Source organism: Paenibacillus sp. FW126-R14 (genome assembly GCF_058789495.1).
Map to the genome: position 1 here is coordinate 46046 of NZ_JBYTBS010000028.1, position 16426 is coordinate 62471.

The window sequence follows — 16426 nt, forward strand, 5'->3', positions numbered from 1 at the left end:
GATAGGCATTGAAGAAATATGCGTATAATGAGATCACTCTTATGCAATTCATCTGTATCCTGTCCGGCGCTCAAGTAAGCGTAGGCTTGCTTGCCCTTCCTCAACTCCTTGCACAGCGTGCCGGAACGGACGGCTGGATGGGCATTCTCATCGTTTGGACGATCAATTTGGCAGCTAATTTAATCGTCGTTCAGTTGATGAAGAAATATCCGGATGGCACCATCTTGGATCTTTTAGCCCACTATCTCGGCCCTTGGGCTGGAAAAGCCGGGGCAGTAATTCTCGCCCTTTACTTCTTCTTATATGGCTACGTCGGAATTACGAGGACAATTCTCTATGTCAAACAGTGGCTCCTTCCGCAAACCTCTGCCTTTAAGATTATGGCCTTGCTGCTCATTCCCACTTACACGATTGCCCGTAATGGCATTCGCATCATAGGGCGGTACGCTGAGCTTGTTTTTTTTATTTCCCTATGGATACCGTTCGCCTATTTGCTAACGCTTAAAGACGCTCAGTGGCTCTATCTGCTGCCTGTACTCAAGGAAGGTTGGCTGCCTGTGTTCCATGCAGCGGAGGCAGCCCTCCTCTCTTTTAGCGGGACGGGAATCCTACTGATCTTATATCCATTTCTGCTGCATAAGCGGCAAGCGACGGCCGGTGTCGTAATCTCTAATACCATGTCGATGCTCGTGTTCCTCCTGATTACGCTGATCTGTTTCGTCTATTTCACTCCAAACGAAATTAAGGAATATAACGAACCCGTCGTTAGCGTGCTTAAGAACATTGAATTTAAATTCATCGAACGGATCGAAGTTGTTTTTATCTCCTTTTATATCTTCATGTTCTCGTTGTCCTGGATTCCGACCTTCCATACTTTCGCATTTTGCACAAGTTGGCTGCTGAACAAGGAGGATCATCGCAATGCTTTGCGTGTGCTCTGTGTTCTTCTGGCTCTTATCACTTTTCAGCTCATGCCTACTTTTAATCAGAATGGGATCATGGAAGGATGGCTGGCTAGATTGGCTATCGGAGTCGAAGTTATAGTCCCTGTAAGCTTGCTGATGTATCTCTGGCTTCGCAAGAAAAAGATAAACCTGTCCTGACTGCGAAGCCGCTTAGGAGAAATTGTTGACGTTAGCCGTCAAATTCTCCGTAATTTTGCCAAGTGTATTCACTTCCTGTTGAATCTTGGCAGTCGTCACAACCTGATCGTTGGCTCTAGTGAGAACGTCTGATGTACCGGCCGCGAATCCTTGCGCGATCTCCAGCATCGTCTCGTTCGCAGCGCTAATCTCCTCGGCATTCGCCGAAATGTGCTCCGCCACTGCGGACAAATCGATGAGCTGCGCCGATATTCTCTCAATTTCAGCCGTAATCCGGCCAAATACAACGGAGACCTGATCGGTTTGAGCCACGCAGTGATCGATGCCCTCTGTATTCTGTGCCGCTATGCTGGACGTCGTGTCGATATCGCCGCTGATCAGCGAGATGATCGTCTCAATTTCCTGGGCCGAACGTTTTGTCTGATCCGCCAGCGTTTTGATCTCAGCGGCTACGACGGCGAAGCCTCTTCCGCTCTCTCCCGCTCTAGCCGCTTCGATCGAGGCATTTAGAGCTAAAAGATTCGTCTGACTGGAAATCGCTGCAATCGTTTTGATAATCAAATCGATCTGCTTGTATCTATTCCGCAACGTTTCCAACGCCGCAAGGAAGTTGACGTTTCCGGTTTCGACCTTCCCGATATGCGCTTTCAAATCCGCAATTTGTTGATTGCCCTTCGTCACATTGCTCACGACGCTGCTTGAAGAATCGGAAACAGAACCTGCACTCCCGGCAATTTTATTAATTCCTGCGGCAATTTCACTGACGGCTTTCACCGTTTCGCTTAAACTTGTGATCGTATCTTTGCTCTTCTGATTCAGGGAATTTGTGCTAGAGGCAATCACATCGGATGCGTTCGCATTGTCGGCTGCCGAAACTGAAATGACCGATGAAGATCCGGAAAGCGCTAACACAATTTCTTTGGTATTCCGGATTAAGTCGCGAATCGAAGCTATGGCTCTATCCACATCAGCAGCAAGTTTTCCGATATCGCTCGAAGATGACGCTGCAATCGGCTGGCCGTTCAAATCTCCTTTCGCCACTCTCACCATATTGCTCCGAATGCGGCTAATTAATTTGACATCTTTACGGCTTACCCATAGCGGGAACATCGCGCAAATCACCGAAACGATCAGCAAGGTTGAAACATTGCGAACAACCATTGCGCGTGTGCCGTCATAGAACTCCTCGGTGTAAGCGCCTATGGCGATGCTCCAGTCCCAAGGCTCAAACCGGGTCACATAAGCCATTTTCTCCCGAGGCTGGCTCTCGCCGCTGTTCATCCATTTGTAGACGTAAAATCTCTCCTCCGCCTTTTCATTCATGCTCGCCTTCACCAAGTCCTGCATGACATACTTTCCGTCCATCACGACATCGCTTAAGTTCACACCTTCTTTTCCCATAGGATGCATAACCGAATTCTGTTGGCTGTCCAGCGCAAAGACATATCCGCTTTCCTTGAAGAGAAATTGCGAGCTCTTATAATCCCGAAGGGGGAGCCCCTCGTCCGACAGCTTAACGATTTTGCCTGCCAGCATGTCCTTTGCCATCTCCTGCGCTTTATCCAGGGACAGCTTCGACTCTTTAACGGCGCTATCCAAATTATCCAGAATAACTGCGGCCGTTTCTGCCAGATGCATCAGTTCTTCTTTGTTGCTTTCCACTTGATGCATCGCGAACAAATAAGTTTGATAACCTGTAATCGAGGCGCTTAACATCATACTGATCACCAACGACACCATCAGTCTGAAGCTTAAGGTGTTGAACCTGTCCAAATTCATACCGTATCCCCCCATTGTATCAACTGTTCCTCTGGCTTTGGTCGCCTTTTGCCTGTTCGACGATCATGGCTTGCTCCCCCGCAATCGTCACAGCTTCAATTGGCATTTGCGATATCCGCACACGTTGATTCGGCAAGAAAACTGCATTGTCTGTCAAATATACTTCCGAGCATGCCTCCAAACTGAACAGCGGTTTTCTTGCAGGCGAGATGCCGACGACCTCATTTCCTTGAAACGCCAACCCTTGCACGCCTTGAGCTTCAACGACCGTTGTTCCGTCTAAATAGAAAAAATTATGCTCAATCGTTATGTTATGAACGACGGGATCCGTTGAAATTCGGATAACAGGGTCGCCGCACTTGATAAAATAGTTATGAGCAATCGTCGTTTCACTGGCCGCTCCCGCTTCAAAGGGACGATCGCCGTCCTCCTCGATCGCAATGCCGCTCATCGACATGCGGTGGAACGCATTGTGCTGAATCACAGCCTTGCCCCCGGCACCAATGCGGATACCTCGCTCAGGAACGCTTGCAAAGCGGTTGCCTATGATCTCCACTTGCGGACTCCACTGCATGCCGCGCACATTCACGCCTCCGCCATGCGAGCCGAGAAAGTTGTTATGATAAACAACTAATCTCCCTTTGCACTGTACCATCTGGATAAAATCCGAAAAGGACGCCGCCATTCGCCCGGTTTCTTGCCTCGGGGCAAAAGTCAGATTTTGCAGCGTAATCTGTTCGGAGTATTGGGCTGCCATGCCTGTCCCAGGCATATAGCCGAAATGGACCTGGTCGAACACGATATTCTCACTCCGAACGATTAACGTCCCTGCCTGATAATCGCAGCTATCCCCCTGCATTTGATAAATATGCCCTATGTGAGCTTCGGGCCGCTCACTGTAATGGAGTCTGACCTTGAACGGCTCAAGCTCTTCGGCGCGGGTGGCTTCCGATACGGGATTGTTGGTGCGCCATGTTCGGCTCGTGTGCGGATCCGTTACTTGCGAGGAACCAGATACGGATCTCCATCCCTCGCCAACCCAGATCAATTGCCCTTGTTCGATGGCGTACCACGAATCCGGATGGATAGTAAAATCAATCGCATCCTCATGGACCCCATTCACGCGCATTTCCGAAACCGTTGGCCGCTCAAAATCGATAACGGCTTGCCTGATCTCGATGTTCCGGCTGTCATCAATCACGAAGGGGGTCATCTGCCCATGGAAAACCAGCAATGCCCCGCTGCCGTCAATCGTCAGATTGGACATTCCCTTCACATGAATGCCGATATGTCCCATGGGATCATGCGTATGATAAAAATCGTACCGACCGCTCTCAAATTGGATGATAACCCTGTGATCGATTCCCCCTGCCATGTTTAGTATGCTTCTCAATGCCTCGCAGACGTCTTCGCCTGTATCTGGTTTCACCCCGTAATCTCTCATCCGCAATATGGTCGTACCGCAAGTCTGCTCTTCCATCGCCAACCCCCTTTCGTATCCGGTCCGTCTATTTGAATCCGGGAATTTTAGCGGTTTTCGCATTCTTCACATTCATGTCGCTATACTGCTGCACGAACTGGTCCGCCGTCATTCGGCCTGCTATCAATTCCGTGTACGCAGCCACCATCTCTTCATAAGGCAGCGGCACGACATAGACGTCATCGCCATGATTTGCTATGTTCCCTGCGTTTACAACAGCTTGAACGTCTTGTAATGCCGGAGATAATTGAGCCGAGACATCCACATCTTTAAATGCACTGATGCCAGGCGACTTCTCCAAATAGGACTTTACCTGTTCCTTCTCGGACAAATACCGCAGCAAGTCTTTGGCAGCTTCGGCATGCCGGCTGTTCTTGGCAATATACATTTGGGCGGCTCCGCTTAAAGCCATTTTTGCCGTGCCTTCTTTGTTCGGAAGAGGGAAGAAACCGATGGATGCTTCCCCTTTCTGATCGAGCAATCCCGAATCGAAGAAGGACCCTTGGATAACCATAGCGGCTTTGCCGTCTGCCAAGGCTTGCTTCTGCTGATCGTACGTGGACATCAGATTGGGATTCAGATACCCCCGTTTCACCCATTCCTCCACCTGTTGATATTGGTAAACAAATGAAGGAATGTCCTTCCATTGAATTTGGTTCTTGTTCAGTTGATCCCACACCGACGGATCGGCGCCTCCAACCAGGCCGAGTACGGCATTTCGATGCTGCAGCATCGTCCATCCGTCTTTGGCAGCAAAATATAGCGGTGTATATCCGCTTGCTTGAATGGCGGCAAGATTCTGATTGAAGCTATCCATCGTCTTAGGGACGGAAATCCCCAAATCGTTGAAAATCCGCTTATTATAGAACACCCCCCATGCCCCTAAACCGATAGGACCCGGAAATGCGTATATCTTGCCATCCGTGTACTTAAACATTTGAAGCGCGGCATCATTCAATCGGGATTCGAAGGCTTCGCCGCTAACTTCCAACAGTTGGTTGGGCACATCGTACTTTTCATATTCCCCCATGAAAATATCAACAGGACTGCCATCCGCAAGTTTAGCTTTCACCAAATTGTCATACTGGTCGTCCTGAATAATTTGAATATCCACTGTATTGCCTGTTTTCTTTTCCCAATTCGCCATTAAATCCAGAATACCGCCATAATTGGAATGGCTCTTCGAAATTATATAACTGACGGTGACGCCCTCGTTCTCCTTCGTTTCCCGGTCAGGTCCGTTCTGAACCTTGCCCCTTTCTTCTCTGGGTATCCCGGTATTCGCACTTCCGTCGCATGCGCTCGCCCCGATGGCAAACAGGCACAATGCTGCCGCTGTTAACATCCGTTTTATCATCAAATTCGTAATCGGCCTCCTCTATGTATTGGGAAGAAAAGGTTAATATGATTAAATATTGAACGTTATTACAAGTATAGGTGGAGCTTATTCCCATATAAATACACAAATTTGACTTGATGCTTTATATAATTTTTACTAACCTTTTCATCGTTTTCAATTACGGATATACTATCACTAATCCTGACTAAGCCGGAGCTGCTCTGCGATGTTAAACAAATTCGGATTTCAAGGCAAAATTTTTCTTGTTTTCATCATCATTTTTGTAGGCATGGTCACGTTTTTCTCAACTTATTTATACGTGTATATGAAACGAACGCTAATCCACACAGATCAGATTAATCTTGCCCCGGTTACGCAACAAATATCAGATCAAATCGACACGCTATACAAAGAACTGGGCAATGCGGCCATCAGCTACACGAACAATCTGGAAAACCTGGAACTGATGATTGATCTGTATTATGAATCCGGCAGCAGTTCTACAGCCCCACTCGTTTATAAAACAAAGCTGGCTATCAATTTGAACACGATTTATAACGCAGTCAGCCATTTATATAAAGTCATCATTTTTATTCCGGAAAAAAATATTTTCTTTACCTACATTCGGGATGAACATCTGGTAGACAGCATCCCTGAGAGATATGTTCACGCATACAATGGTTCAGTGAATCGCCGATTGACGAATATCCCGCCTCATTTGGACGACTGGTCATCCATTCCCCAAAGCGTCATATCCGTCGTGAGCAAATTCAGCACAGCCTATAATAAAGATTTCGGGATGATTGAAATTCAAATCCCCTATCATACGTTGGAAAGCATGGGTTCAATTAAGAATATGAACGCCGGAAAAGAAGTCCTTCTTTTCAACGATAGCGGCTCTCTGCTCTTTCCTTATCTTTCCGAAGACGATTGGGAGAGGGAAACCCGAACACTCCGGTTGATTCAAGCAATCAAAGCGCACGGCATGAACTCTGGCGAAATTACAGTCGATAACCGCTCGTTTCTCTATAACGCTTTCCGATCCGACTATACGGGGTGGACAACCGTGATTACCGACGATGAAAGAATGCTGCAAAAGAATGTACGCGATTACAAAAATATTATCGTGCTGGCAAGTTCACTCATTTTATTCACCGTACTCATCGTTTACTATATTCTTATCCATAGGTTGACGCGGCCGCTGAAACTACTCACACAAAAAGTACGAACGGTAAGCCTGGACAACCTTGCAATGAAAGTAACAAGCACGGAGCCTAACGAATTCAAGCTGCTTCATCAATCTTTCAATGACATGCTGGACAAAATCCGGGAGTCAATCAATAACGAATATGAGTCGCGCATCCGCGAAACCGAAGCGCATTCCTCTGCGCTGCAGGCGCAAATTAACCCGCATTTCATCTACAATACGCTAAGCGTCATCACCGCTCATTGCGAGGACAGCGGTGCGGATGTTGCGGCGGATATGTGCTGCCGGCTGGCCGGGATGATGCGGTATACCGCTTCCTCTACGTGCAAAGATGTGCTTCTGACAGAAGAAATCGGACATTCGATCGATTATCTGGAACTGATGAAGCTGCATTATGATGACAGTTTGGAATATGAAATTCACTTGCCCGAACCGCTGCAAGCCATGCGGGTTCCCAAACTCACGCTCCAGCCCTTAGTGGAGAATTGCATCAATCACGGCTTCGAACACGTGCTGCCGCCTTGGCGAATCCGAATTTATGGTACGATGTTAAGTCCTGACCATTGGGAAATCACGATTGAAGATAACGGTTCCGGCATAGAGCCGGTTCAATTGTCTGAACTTTCCAGGCAGTTAACCGCTTATCGGGATAATTATCAACATGGCAAATTATTAACGAACTTAAAGATCGGCGGACTAGGCATTTTAAATACGTATGCAAGACTCATCATCTATTTCGGAGCACATTTTTATTTCCATATTACGAATTTGGAAGAACGCGGCTGCAAGATTCAACTGGGTGTCAAGGTACCACTGGAGGAGGAGGCATCATGATTAATGTGATAGTGGTGGAAGATAAGCATCCGATATTGCGCAGTATTGTTAGAAAAATAGCCAATTACAGCCCCGATCTTACTATCGCAGGCCAATTTACGGACGGTCGTTCCGCACTGCAAACCATTAAACAGCTCAAGCCGCAGCTGGTGTTTACCGACATTCGAATGCCTGGCATGGATGGGCTGAAGCTTATTGCTGAAGTGAAGGCGCATGCGCCTGAAACGACATTCGTTATCATTAGCGGGCATGAGGAATTCAACTATGCAAGGCAAGCAATACAGCTTGGCGTAGTGGAGTATTTATTGAAGCCTGTTACAGAGACGTCGATCCGTGAAGTATTGGACAAAACCGTGCCGGGTATTCTCATGAATAAACAAGCTGCCGAATATCGAATCATCTCCCAGGCGATCAAACGCTGGAGCTCTCCTTCGCATATGGAATACGAAGATTTAGGCTACGAGAGCTTTTTCGTTATGCTGATCTGCGCAGGCTCGCTCTCCAAGCTATTTATCGATGTCGCCAATCCGCTGCATGATATCTGGCTTCGTACCGATCTTAAAACGCTATTAAGAGCTCAATTCCCGAACCTTCAACCTTACTGGATGATGGACGGCGAGTCCATGAACGAAGCCGTTATCGTCTTCAGCTCTCCCCGCGAACAAGACGTCGATTTACAAACAATCGCGAATTTTCTTATAGAAAAGCTATCCCATTCCAATATTCCTGCTACGGTTGCCATCAGCAACAGAGTGATTACGCTTTCCAAATTGAAGCTGGAGTACCAAATCACAAGAACCGCTTTACGCAAGTATTTGATGTTCGGTCAATCGAGTATCGTTTTCGCGGAAGATGTCAAATGGCATTCCCCTCATGATCCTCTACGAAAGCAAATCTATGATGAGCAGAAGCTCGTTTCCTTATTTAAAGGCAGGAAAAAAAAGCTCTTTTTCATGGAAATCGAATCAATGCTGCAAAGCTGGGAAATGAGCGGTATGACGCAGAATGCCATTGAAGATTGCCTGTATCAAATTTTGTATGCATGCAGCAAATCCATCGTGGGGAAGCCTCCTACAGACAGCGATCTGAAGCTGGAACTTGATGAAGTCATCTCGATTTCCACGGACTATCCATCCCTATTAAGGAATACGTCTTTTCTTTTTGAAAACGTCTTTCTCCAGATCGAACATACAGAGCCTAGTCCCAAAATGGTGAAAGACATCATGGAACAGGTCGATGCTTATTTTCAAATGCATATGTCCGATGAAATCTCCGTCAATGACATTGCGGACCGGGTCAACTTGAACCTCTCCTACTTAAGCAGAGAATTTAAAAAATATAAAGGCATCACCCCGATCGAGTACCTGACTCAGCTCAGAATCGACAAAGCCAAGCAACTGCTTGCCGATGAGTCGAACCTGAAATTCAAAGACATTGCCCCTTTAGTTGGTTTCAGCAACCAGTATTACTTTAGCCGAGTGTTTAAATTCATTACAGGCATAACGCCAACGGAGTATAAAAATTCCCGCTTCAAAATAACGGCATCCGAGTATAACAAAAGCACCATCGAATGATGGTGCCTGAGAGTGGTTTTGACGTGTATGGAGAAAATGGATTAGACCGCTATGTCAGCGACGATCTCTTCCTCCAATAATAACCGGATTTGATCCCAAAATACTTGCAGCTGATACTGATTAATCAAATACTGCGCGATCGCTTCAAGCAAATTGCCTTGTGTGAGGATTTGACTTCGACCTTCGGCGAAAATTTCGGCCGAGAAGCCCAAATCCTCATCCCACATCAGCTCAACATCAACCTCATTTGGCTTGAGACGCTTGCGTTCCGCCATGTGCAGACAAACCGCATTGACGATTTCTTGTTCCGCTAACCGCATGCTGATTACCTCTCTTGATTCTGATTCTGGTTCAGCTTCCTTCTTTCTTTGAAGAAAGCTACAATCCGCATAATAACAACGACTAAGACAACAACCGCCAGAACGTTCACTAATAATCCGAGTATATTACCGAGTGCTCCCAAGCCTCCGAATAAGCCTCCGAACAACATGCCGGCCAAGCCCCCGATTAACAAACCTTTCATTAAGCCTCCGCTGAAAAATCCTGGCTTTGTGGCAGGTGTTGCGGCGCCGGGCGTTTTGGATGTGGAACTGTTAGGTTCATTTTTGGAAACGTTATTGGTTGGCGCTTTTTGCTGCTCTGTCGGTGTGTAGCTCTTGCGTGGCGCTTTATAAGAAGATTTCGCTTCTACCAACGTTGGTACGGTAAAGGAGAACACCAGCATACTTGCCATAATCAGCATTACTAATTTCTTAAACATCGTGTCATGACCCTCCTGAGATATGGTTAATATGAAAGTTTGATCACTTTCGTCTTATTCTATACGTTCCATATCAGATATGGTTTCAAGAGTGCTGCAATCGACGTCATTAATCGACAAAAAACGCCGTCCAGAAGCGGCCGAATGAAAAAGCTCCCCACACAGCATCAGGCTATTTCACCTGTCTACTGTATGGGGAGCATATCCGTCATCTACGATGGCTTTTGGTACGGGATAGCCCGCTTAGATGATGGATTAGTTTATGAATCCTGCCGTTTGCAGCAGCCGCTTCAGCAGCACAGCCGCTTCGGCACGGTTAGCGGTTGCGGAAGGCTCGAACGCATTAGCGCTCTTGCCGTTCAACAGCCCTGCCGTCACCCCTTTGGCTACCGCATCCTTCGCCCAAGGGCTTATCGCGCTCGCATCCTTGAACGCATTCAGCTGGTTAACATCCCCGCTCGTTTTCTTGCCGATAAAGGCCATGGCCCGGTTGATCATCACGGCCATTTCCTCCCGGGTGACGGAGGCGTTCGGGTTAAACTTGCCGCTCTCGTCGCCTTCGATCAAGCCCGCTTTGGCAGCGGCTCCGACGATGCCCATGTACCACTGGCTTGCCGATACATCCTTGAACTTGTTTGTTGTGTCTTCGCCAAGTCCCAAGCCTCTCACCAGCATCGCTGCAAATTCTGCACGGGAAATGGAGCTTTGCGGATCAAACGCAGTTTCCGTGCGGCCTTTGATCAGCAGCTTCGATGCCAGCCATTCGACATCGTCTTTCGCCCAGTGGTCCTTCATGTCCACAAACGATTTGTTGAACTGTACAATCGCGTAGACCGAGTTGCCCGGACGGCTGATCGATACTTTCGTTTTGCCGTCGACTACCTGGAAGATTGCCGGTACGAAGGTCATGTCGCCTGTTACCGGGTCGATCATCACCGCTGTCGCTTGCTTGCTGTCCACCGTGCTGCTCAGCTCCAGCGTACGGGAGACATAGGTGCTGCCAAAATCGTTGACAGAGGCACGCTTTCCGCCAGCTTCAACCGTTACGGTGAAATCGACGGCAGGGGTCAGCAGCTGCGCTCCCGCCTGCTTCGTTGCGCCCGCAACCTGATCTGCCAAGCTGCCGCTGATCTGTTCGATCGCAATGTTCACTTTCAGATCTTTCACGTCCGCCCCAATCGATTTGGCCAGCGAATCGATATTTAGCAGACTCACCGGAAGGGCATAAGTCGCATGACCGAATTTCACGACCAATACCGAATTCGAGGATTGCTTGGAAGCATTCAGCAAGGACGAGGCTGGAAGACTGACTTGTGCCACCGTTTCATTGCTCTTAACTTCAACTACCACTGTTGTATTGTTATTGGACAACGCTTGATCCAGTGTAGCGCTGTCCAGCGCAACCACGGCTGCTGTCTTGCCGTCCGTCGTCTTCTGCGTCGTCGGCGTCACATTAATGGAGACGGAGCCGTCTTTATTGGTTGTTACCGTGGCGCTGCTCGCAGATCCTGCTGGTGAACAGCAGCTTCCGCCGCCTCCGCTCGTATTGCTTTTTGGCGTCGCACTTGCTACAAGCGAGGCTGCGCTTTCGCCTGCCGTATTAGCGGCCGTGACGACGTAGTAGTAGGTCGTGCCGTTCGTTACACTGGTATCCGAGTAAGAGTTCACCGTCAAATTGACCGCGATATTCGTAAACGGACCGCTTTCCGACAAGGAGCGTTTCACGTTGTAGTAGGTCGCCCCCGTCACTGTCGCCCAAGTAATATCGACTTGTGACGAACCGCCTGTTGCATAAACACTTTCTACTACGGATGGAATTATAATCGTTACAGGTGCTGCTGCCGGTGTCTCGCTGACTTGAGCCGACGCCGGGCTTGTACCTGCCGAGTTCACCGCTTCCACTACATAGTAGTAGGTCGTACCGTTCGTCAAGCCGCTATCCGTGTAAGATGCTACCAAGCTTGTGCCTACTTGCGTATAGCCGCTTCCGCTCGTCGTGCTGCGTTTGATGTTATAGCTGGCAGCTCCGTTCACCGCTGTCCATACGAGTGCTACCTGAGCGTCGCCCGCTGTTGCGCTCAGTCCTGTCGGCGAGGCAGGTGCCGGATCAACCGGAGCTCCTTCAACCGCGCTAAGCGAAATATTGTCCAAATACTGGTCAATCGTGTTGGAGCCTGGCGTCGATGTTTCGAACGAACCGATGTCCGTCACTGTCGTTGCCGTGTAGAAAGGTAATGGCGTACTATTTTGCTTCGTTCCATTGATGTACACATCCGCGGTTTGTGCCGGTACGTCCGCTACGATTTTGAAATGGTACCAAGTGTTGATGCCGTACCCTTCCATGAAATGATCTGTCACCGAAGACTGCCCTGCAGGTACTGTTTTGTAAGAGAATACCGTCGCCGATCCGTTTTTGGCGGTTTGAATTTCAACCGCTACCGCTCCGGTCGAGCTTAACAGGCGGACGACTTTGGTCGCGCTTGCCGCTGCTGTAAGCATGTAATCGAACTCGCTGGTTATCACCCCGATTTGAGGGTCAAACGCCTTGTTCACTTTCACGAGCTGCGTGCTTGCACTCTTATCCGTATCGTGCAGATACAGGCTTTTGGTGCTTCCCTGTAGGGCTGTCGTTGGAGCCGCGATGGATGCATCGAGTGCCGTGCCGGCAGAAGGAGTTGGAACGATGACCGAGTAGCCCAAATCCGTCAATGTTACCGCACTTTCAAAAGTATCATTAATCAACGTGATACCGCTGCCCGGTCCGTCGGATCCCCCGTTGTTCACTGCTGCTGGCGTTGCGCTCGCTTGAGCCGATGCCGCGCTCGTGCCTGCCGTATTGGTTGCTTCTACCACGTAGTAGTAGGTCGTGCCATTCGTCACGCCAGTATCTGTGTAAGAAGTCGCTACGCTCGTACCTACTTGCGTATACCCGCTTCCGTTTGTCGTACTGCGCTTAATATTGTAGCTGGCCGCTCCGCTGACTGCCGTCCACGACAGCGCTACCTGCGCGTCGCCTGCCGTTGCCGTCAGACCCGCCGGGGCGCTTGGGGCCGGTATCGTCTGTTGAGTTGAATTGCCTCCTACAGCCACAAGTTGAGTTGTGTAAGCGAGTGTTTTATTTTTCAAAGCTGTATTAACGACATACGATGCGTCATCTACCGCATTATTGAATTGCCAAGTAAAATCCCCTTGATTGAGGCGTCCGGCTTTTTTCGTAACAATTTGTGGAATATTGCTCACGTCATCAATATTTGCTGGATCTACGGCCGTTTCGATCAACGTATCAAAGTTATTATAAGCTGATCCACCTACTAATGCTTTGAATGAACTTGGAACCGTCTCATTTCTTGACGATACTAAATAGGCATCAAAGGAGGTTGGATTAGCCGGAGCCGTTCCTGCATTAGAATTTGCATAAATGAGGCTATTAGGATTCGTAATTACATTATTGTAGGCTTTGATCATACCTCCGCTTTCACTGGAGAATGTGCCGTTAGCAGCGCCATCTTTCATATCCGTGCCTTGTAAAGAAATCATCATGGGATCATGAGCATTTCGCCAATAATTGGATTCAACAAAGATGGAACTTCCCGTTGTAGCGCCAACGCCATATTTTGAAACTCCATCATAGTAGTTATTATATACGTGAATCGTTCCCACTCTTACACGCGGATGACGAGAGTCCGAATGGTCAAACCAGTTATGGTGGAAGGTTACAAAATATTCCGATGGTTCACTCAAACCGGACAGAGAGGATTTTCCAGAATCCCAATAGTGATTGTACGAGATCGTAATATACGTCGAGCTGCCTTTGATGTCAGTTGAACCGTCACCTTTTACTTGGTCAGCATCACTTCCTGCATCTCCATAGAAAAGATCATTATTATGCACCCAAATGTTCACATTCTTGGTATCCATGGAGAAAGCATCGTCAGGGAATCTCATCATGCCGATGTTTCTCAATTCTACATTACCGGCATTCCTTACCAGGAAGCCCCAACCATACGCATAGGCATCTTCTCCGATGCCTTCAAGCGTCATATTCATTTCGGTATAAGCCGATTTGCCTTTTACTTCAAGATATCCGGAGGAGTTCAGTTGCCCGCTCATATCTGCTTTTGTAACTTGTCCGATCAATCTGATCGCAAGCGGCGTTTGATCATAACCTTTTTGCCTTAATGTTAAAATTTCACCGATACCCGTGCCCGTTGTTTTAGCGCCTTTAGAGCTGGTTATGACATCAAGCGTTACGGTTCGTGCAGTCGCAGATGTTACATAAATAACTTGAGCGCCGCTCCTAAGCGAACCATCGTCATTATAAGCACCTGAGCTTGTTTTCAATGGCGACTGGGAGGAAAACGCAAAGCCAGATCTATCATGCTTCGATACCGATAAGATATCGGAAACAGCATGTTTGCTTGAACCATCTGAAAATAGGGCTTCAACCTTCATTACATACGCTCCAGCTGGAAGCCCTACAGCGTCTGCTCTCCAATACGTAGGGTATTGGCGAATTAACTGGGTATCCATTTGTACATATTGAGAATCGGATGCACTTGCTGGTTTTACGTATACATGATAGCCTTGGGCATTGCTAACAGGGGCCCATTCCATATAGGCTGTTTCAAACCAGCCCCCACTCTTGGAAATGACAGGGCTCCCCGCAACAAACGGAGCAGGAACAGCAGAGACTACAGCGGAGTTTCCGCTCTCGCCCTGGGGGTTAACAGCCGTAACTACGTAATGATACGTCGTGCCATTCGTCAAGCCGGTATCCGTGTAATTAGTCACTGTCAAACCTGAAGCCACAGTCGTAAAGTTCTGACCGTCCGTGCTCCGCTTCACAAGATAGCTGTTTGCTCCGTTTACAGCGTTCCACGATACGTTTACCTTAGCGTCGGCCCCAGCAGCCATCACACCCGTAGGCGCCTGCGGCGGCGGTGTTGTCGCCGGTGTTGCCTGCACTTCTGCTGCGTCTTGACTCGAACCTGCACCATTCACAGCGGAAACCGTGAAGTAATACGTTGTATTGTTCGTTAAACCTGTTAACGTGTACGAGTTGGTTGAAAGGCCCGTCACAGAGGTGTAAGGACCCCCGATGGCCGTTGCATATTTAACCGTGTAGCTTTGTGCTTCGGCTTCAGCATTCCAATGTAGTGTAACCTGGGTGTCTCCCGCGTTGGCGGTCAAGCCGGTTGGAGCGTTAGGCCTCGGTAATTCTGGGGTATCCCAAACCTCATTGGATGAGGAAACGCTTTCAATTCCTGCGGCGTTTTTCGCCGTCACAATATAGAAATATGGAGTTCCATTTACGGCTGTCGTATCGGCATACGTTGTACTGCTGCTCGGAATCGTAGCCAAGTCCGTATATACGCTGCTTTGCGTACCACGTTTAATCGTATAGCTGGCCGCACCGCTCGCGGCAGTCCAGGACAAATTGACATTCCCATTGCTGCCCGGATTCACCACCGTCAAACCGGTTGGCGCATTGGGCGGCGTCGCTGGGTCCCCACCGAAAATGACCGTTCCGTCAGCTTTTTTGATCACCAAACTGTCAAACTTTGCATTGGCTTCCGTAACCGCAAGACCAATATTCAACTTGGCGTCGTTGTTAGCGCTGTCAATTAGGTTCGTGGAGTCGGTAATTGCAGCATAAGCCGTTCCAAAGGTGCTGCCGTCTTTCGAATAATAAGTACTATATTTATTTCCGACTTTCTCCAAACGCAAGTAAAAAGGAGCCGTAGCCGCAATTGCCGGAGACGCGTTTACAGTTCCTGTAGATGAATAACGCTTGTATGCCAGAACGTTGGTGTTGTTAAACACCGCAAAAAAGCCATTGCTCGTCTTTGTCGTACCGTTCTTCAGCATCAGCATGGCCTGAGGGGTAGTGGTGGTCCCTGACGTTCCAAAAGGAGCAAAGGACGCCACTCTGACCGTAGCGACGAAATCCCCGCTGATCGTTGTATTCACAAAATAAGCCGAATCACCCGTGGATTGAAGCTTGCCTTCCGAACCGGCGATTGTAAAAGTTTGAGTCGTGCTGTCATAGTCTGCGCCGGTCGCTTTCACCATTGCGTTTCCGCTCGCAATGCCGTCATTCATCGCCACATCGGTCCAGCCGGAAGGCAAATTCGCTGCCGCTGCCAATGCGGTGGGAACATAAACCTGCGGCAGAAAACTCAGCACTAAAGTAAACGTAAGAATCATGGCAAAGATTTTGTTTAACTTGTGATGCTTCATTGTTCACTTTCCTTTCATTTATAAAATCCATCTTCTGAATCTCTGTTGACTGGGCGCTTATGTTCACATATCGAGATTCGTGTAAGTACATCCGACCTCCTTATGTTTTA

Annotated in this window: 9 protein-coding genes; 3 read left to right on the forward strand and 6 right to left on the reverse strand. The window is 48.4% G+C overall.

All coding sequences use genetic code 11. The features are described from left to right. Positions 1-8 precede the first annotated feature (8 nt). Positions 9-1103: a GerAB/ArcD/ProY family transporter gene (locus AC3WRW_RS18340; RefSeq protein ID WP_492547748.1), complete on the forward strand. Its 1095-nt coding sequence runs from the start codon at positions 9-11 to the stop codon at positions 1101-1103. 12 nt (positions 1104-1115) lie between these two features. Here AC3WRW_RS18340 and AC3WRW_RS18345 read toward each other — a convergent pair whose 3' ends face one another. From AC3WRW_RS18345 to AC3WRW_RS18355, 3 genes are read right to left on the reverse strand one after another with little or no spacing between them, the layout of a single operon-like run. After that, on the reverse strand, positions 1116-2882 hold the full coding sequence (locus AC3WRW_RS18345; RefSeq protein ID WP_492547749.1) for a methyl-accepting chemotaxis protein: 1767 nt from the start codon (positions 2880-2882) through the stop codon (positions 1116-1118). Between the two features lie 19 nt (positions 2883-2901). Continuing rightward, entirely contained in the window at positions 2902-4362 is a 1461-nt protein-coding gene (locus AC3WRW_RS18350) for a right-handed parallel beta-helix repeat-containing protein (RefSeq protein ID WP_492547750.1), read from the reverse strand. Between the two features lie 28 nt (positions 4363-4390). Beyond that, complete coding sequence (locus tag AC3WRW_RS18355) at positions 4391-5719, reverse strand: ABC transporter substrate-binding protein (protein ID WP_492547770.1); 1329 nt, start codon at positions 5717-5719, stop codon at positions 4391-4393. 208 nt (positions 5720-5927) lie between these two features. Here AC3WRW_RS18355 and AC3WRW_RS18360 point away from each other — a divergent pair, with 208 nt between their 5' ends. Together AC3WRW_RS18360 and AC3WRW_RS18365 are read left to right on the forward strand one after the other, a co-directional pair. Beyond that, positions 5928-7742: a sensor histidine kinase gene (locus tag AC3WRW_RS18360; RefSeq protein ID WP_492547751.1), complete on the forward strand. Its 1815-nt coding sequence runs from the start codon at positions 5928-5930 to the stop codon at positions 7740-7742. After that, positions 7739-9316, forward strand: coding sequence for a response regulator transcription factor (locus AC3WRW_RS18365; protein WP_492547752.1), 1578 nt, complete (start codon positions 7739-7741; stop codon positions 9314-9316). The genes AC3WRW_RS18360 and AC3WRW_RS18365 overlap by 4 nt, the downstream gene beginning before the upstream one ends. 41 nt (positions 9317-9357) lie before the next feature. Here the strand turns inward: AC3WRW_RS18365 and AC3WRW_RS18370 are convergent, their stop codons facing one another. The 3 genes from AC3WRW_RS18370 to AC3WRW_RS18380 all read right to left on the reverse strand — a co-directional run bounded on the left by AC3WRW_RS18370 (position 9358) and on the right by AC3WRW_RS18380 (position 16316). Next, positions 9358-9636, reverse strand: a complete 279-nt coding sequence (locus AC3WRW_RS18370) for a DUF2653 family protein (protein ID WP_492547753.1) — start codon at positions 9634-9636, stop codon at positions 9358-9360. Positions 9637-9641: 5 nt separating this feature from the next. Beyond that, positions 9642-10076: a hypothetical protein gene (locus AC3WRW_RS18375; protein WP_492547754.1), complete on the reverse strand. Its 435-nt coding sequence runs from the start codon at positions 10074-10076 to the stop codon at positions 9642-9644. 255 nt (positions 10077-10331) lie between these two features. Further along, on the reverse strand, positions 10332-16316 hold the full coding sequence (locus AC3WRW_RS18380) for a fibronectin type III domain-containing protein (protein ID WP_492547755.1): 5985 nt from the start codon (positions 16314-16316) through the stop codon (positions 10332-10334). Positions 16317-16426 lie beyond the last annotated feature (110 nt).

What these genes read in the sequence shown, in the direction of transcription:
- AC3WRW_RS18345 (WP_492547749.1), bottom strand. Translation starts at nt 2,882, where the DNA reads ATGAATTTGGACAGGTTCAACACCTTAAGCTTCAGACTGATGGTGTCG.
- AC3WRW_RS18350 (WP_492547750.1), bottom strand. Translation starts at nt 4,362, where the DNA reads ATGGAAGAGCAGACTTGCGGTACGACCATATTGCGGATGAGAGATTAC.
- AC3WRW_RS18355 (WP_492547770.1), bottom strand. Translation starts at nt 5,719, where the DNA reads ATGATAAAACGGATGTTAACAGCGGCAGCATTGTGCCTGTTTGCCATC.
- AC3WRW_RS18360 (WP_492547751.1), top strand. Translation starts at nt 5,928, where the DNA reads ATGTTAAACAAATTCGGATTTCAAGGCAAAATTTTTCTTGTTTTCATC.
- AC3WRW_RS18365 (WP_492547752.1), top strand. Translation starts at nt 7,739, where the DNA reads ATGATTAATGTGATAGTGGTGGAAGATAAGCATCCGATATTGCGCAGT.
- AC3WRW_RS18370 (WP_492547753.1), bottom strand. Translation starts at nt 9,636, where the DNA reads ATGCGGTTAGCGGAACAAGAAATCGTCAATGCGGTTTGTCTGCACATG.
- AC3WRW_RS18375 (WP_492547754.1), bottom strand. Translation starts at nt 10,076, where the DNA reads ATGTTTAAGAAATTAGTAATGCTGATTATGGCAAGTATGCTGGTGTTC.
- AC3WRW_RS18380 (WP_492547755.1), bottom strand. Translation starts at nt 16,316, where the DNA reads ATGAAGCATCACAAGTTAAACAAAATCTTTGCCATGATTCTTACGTTT.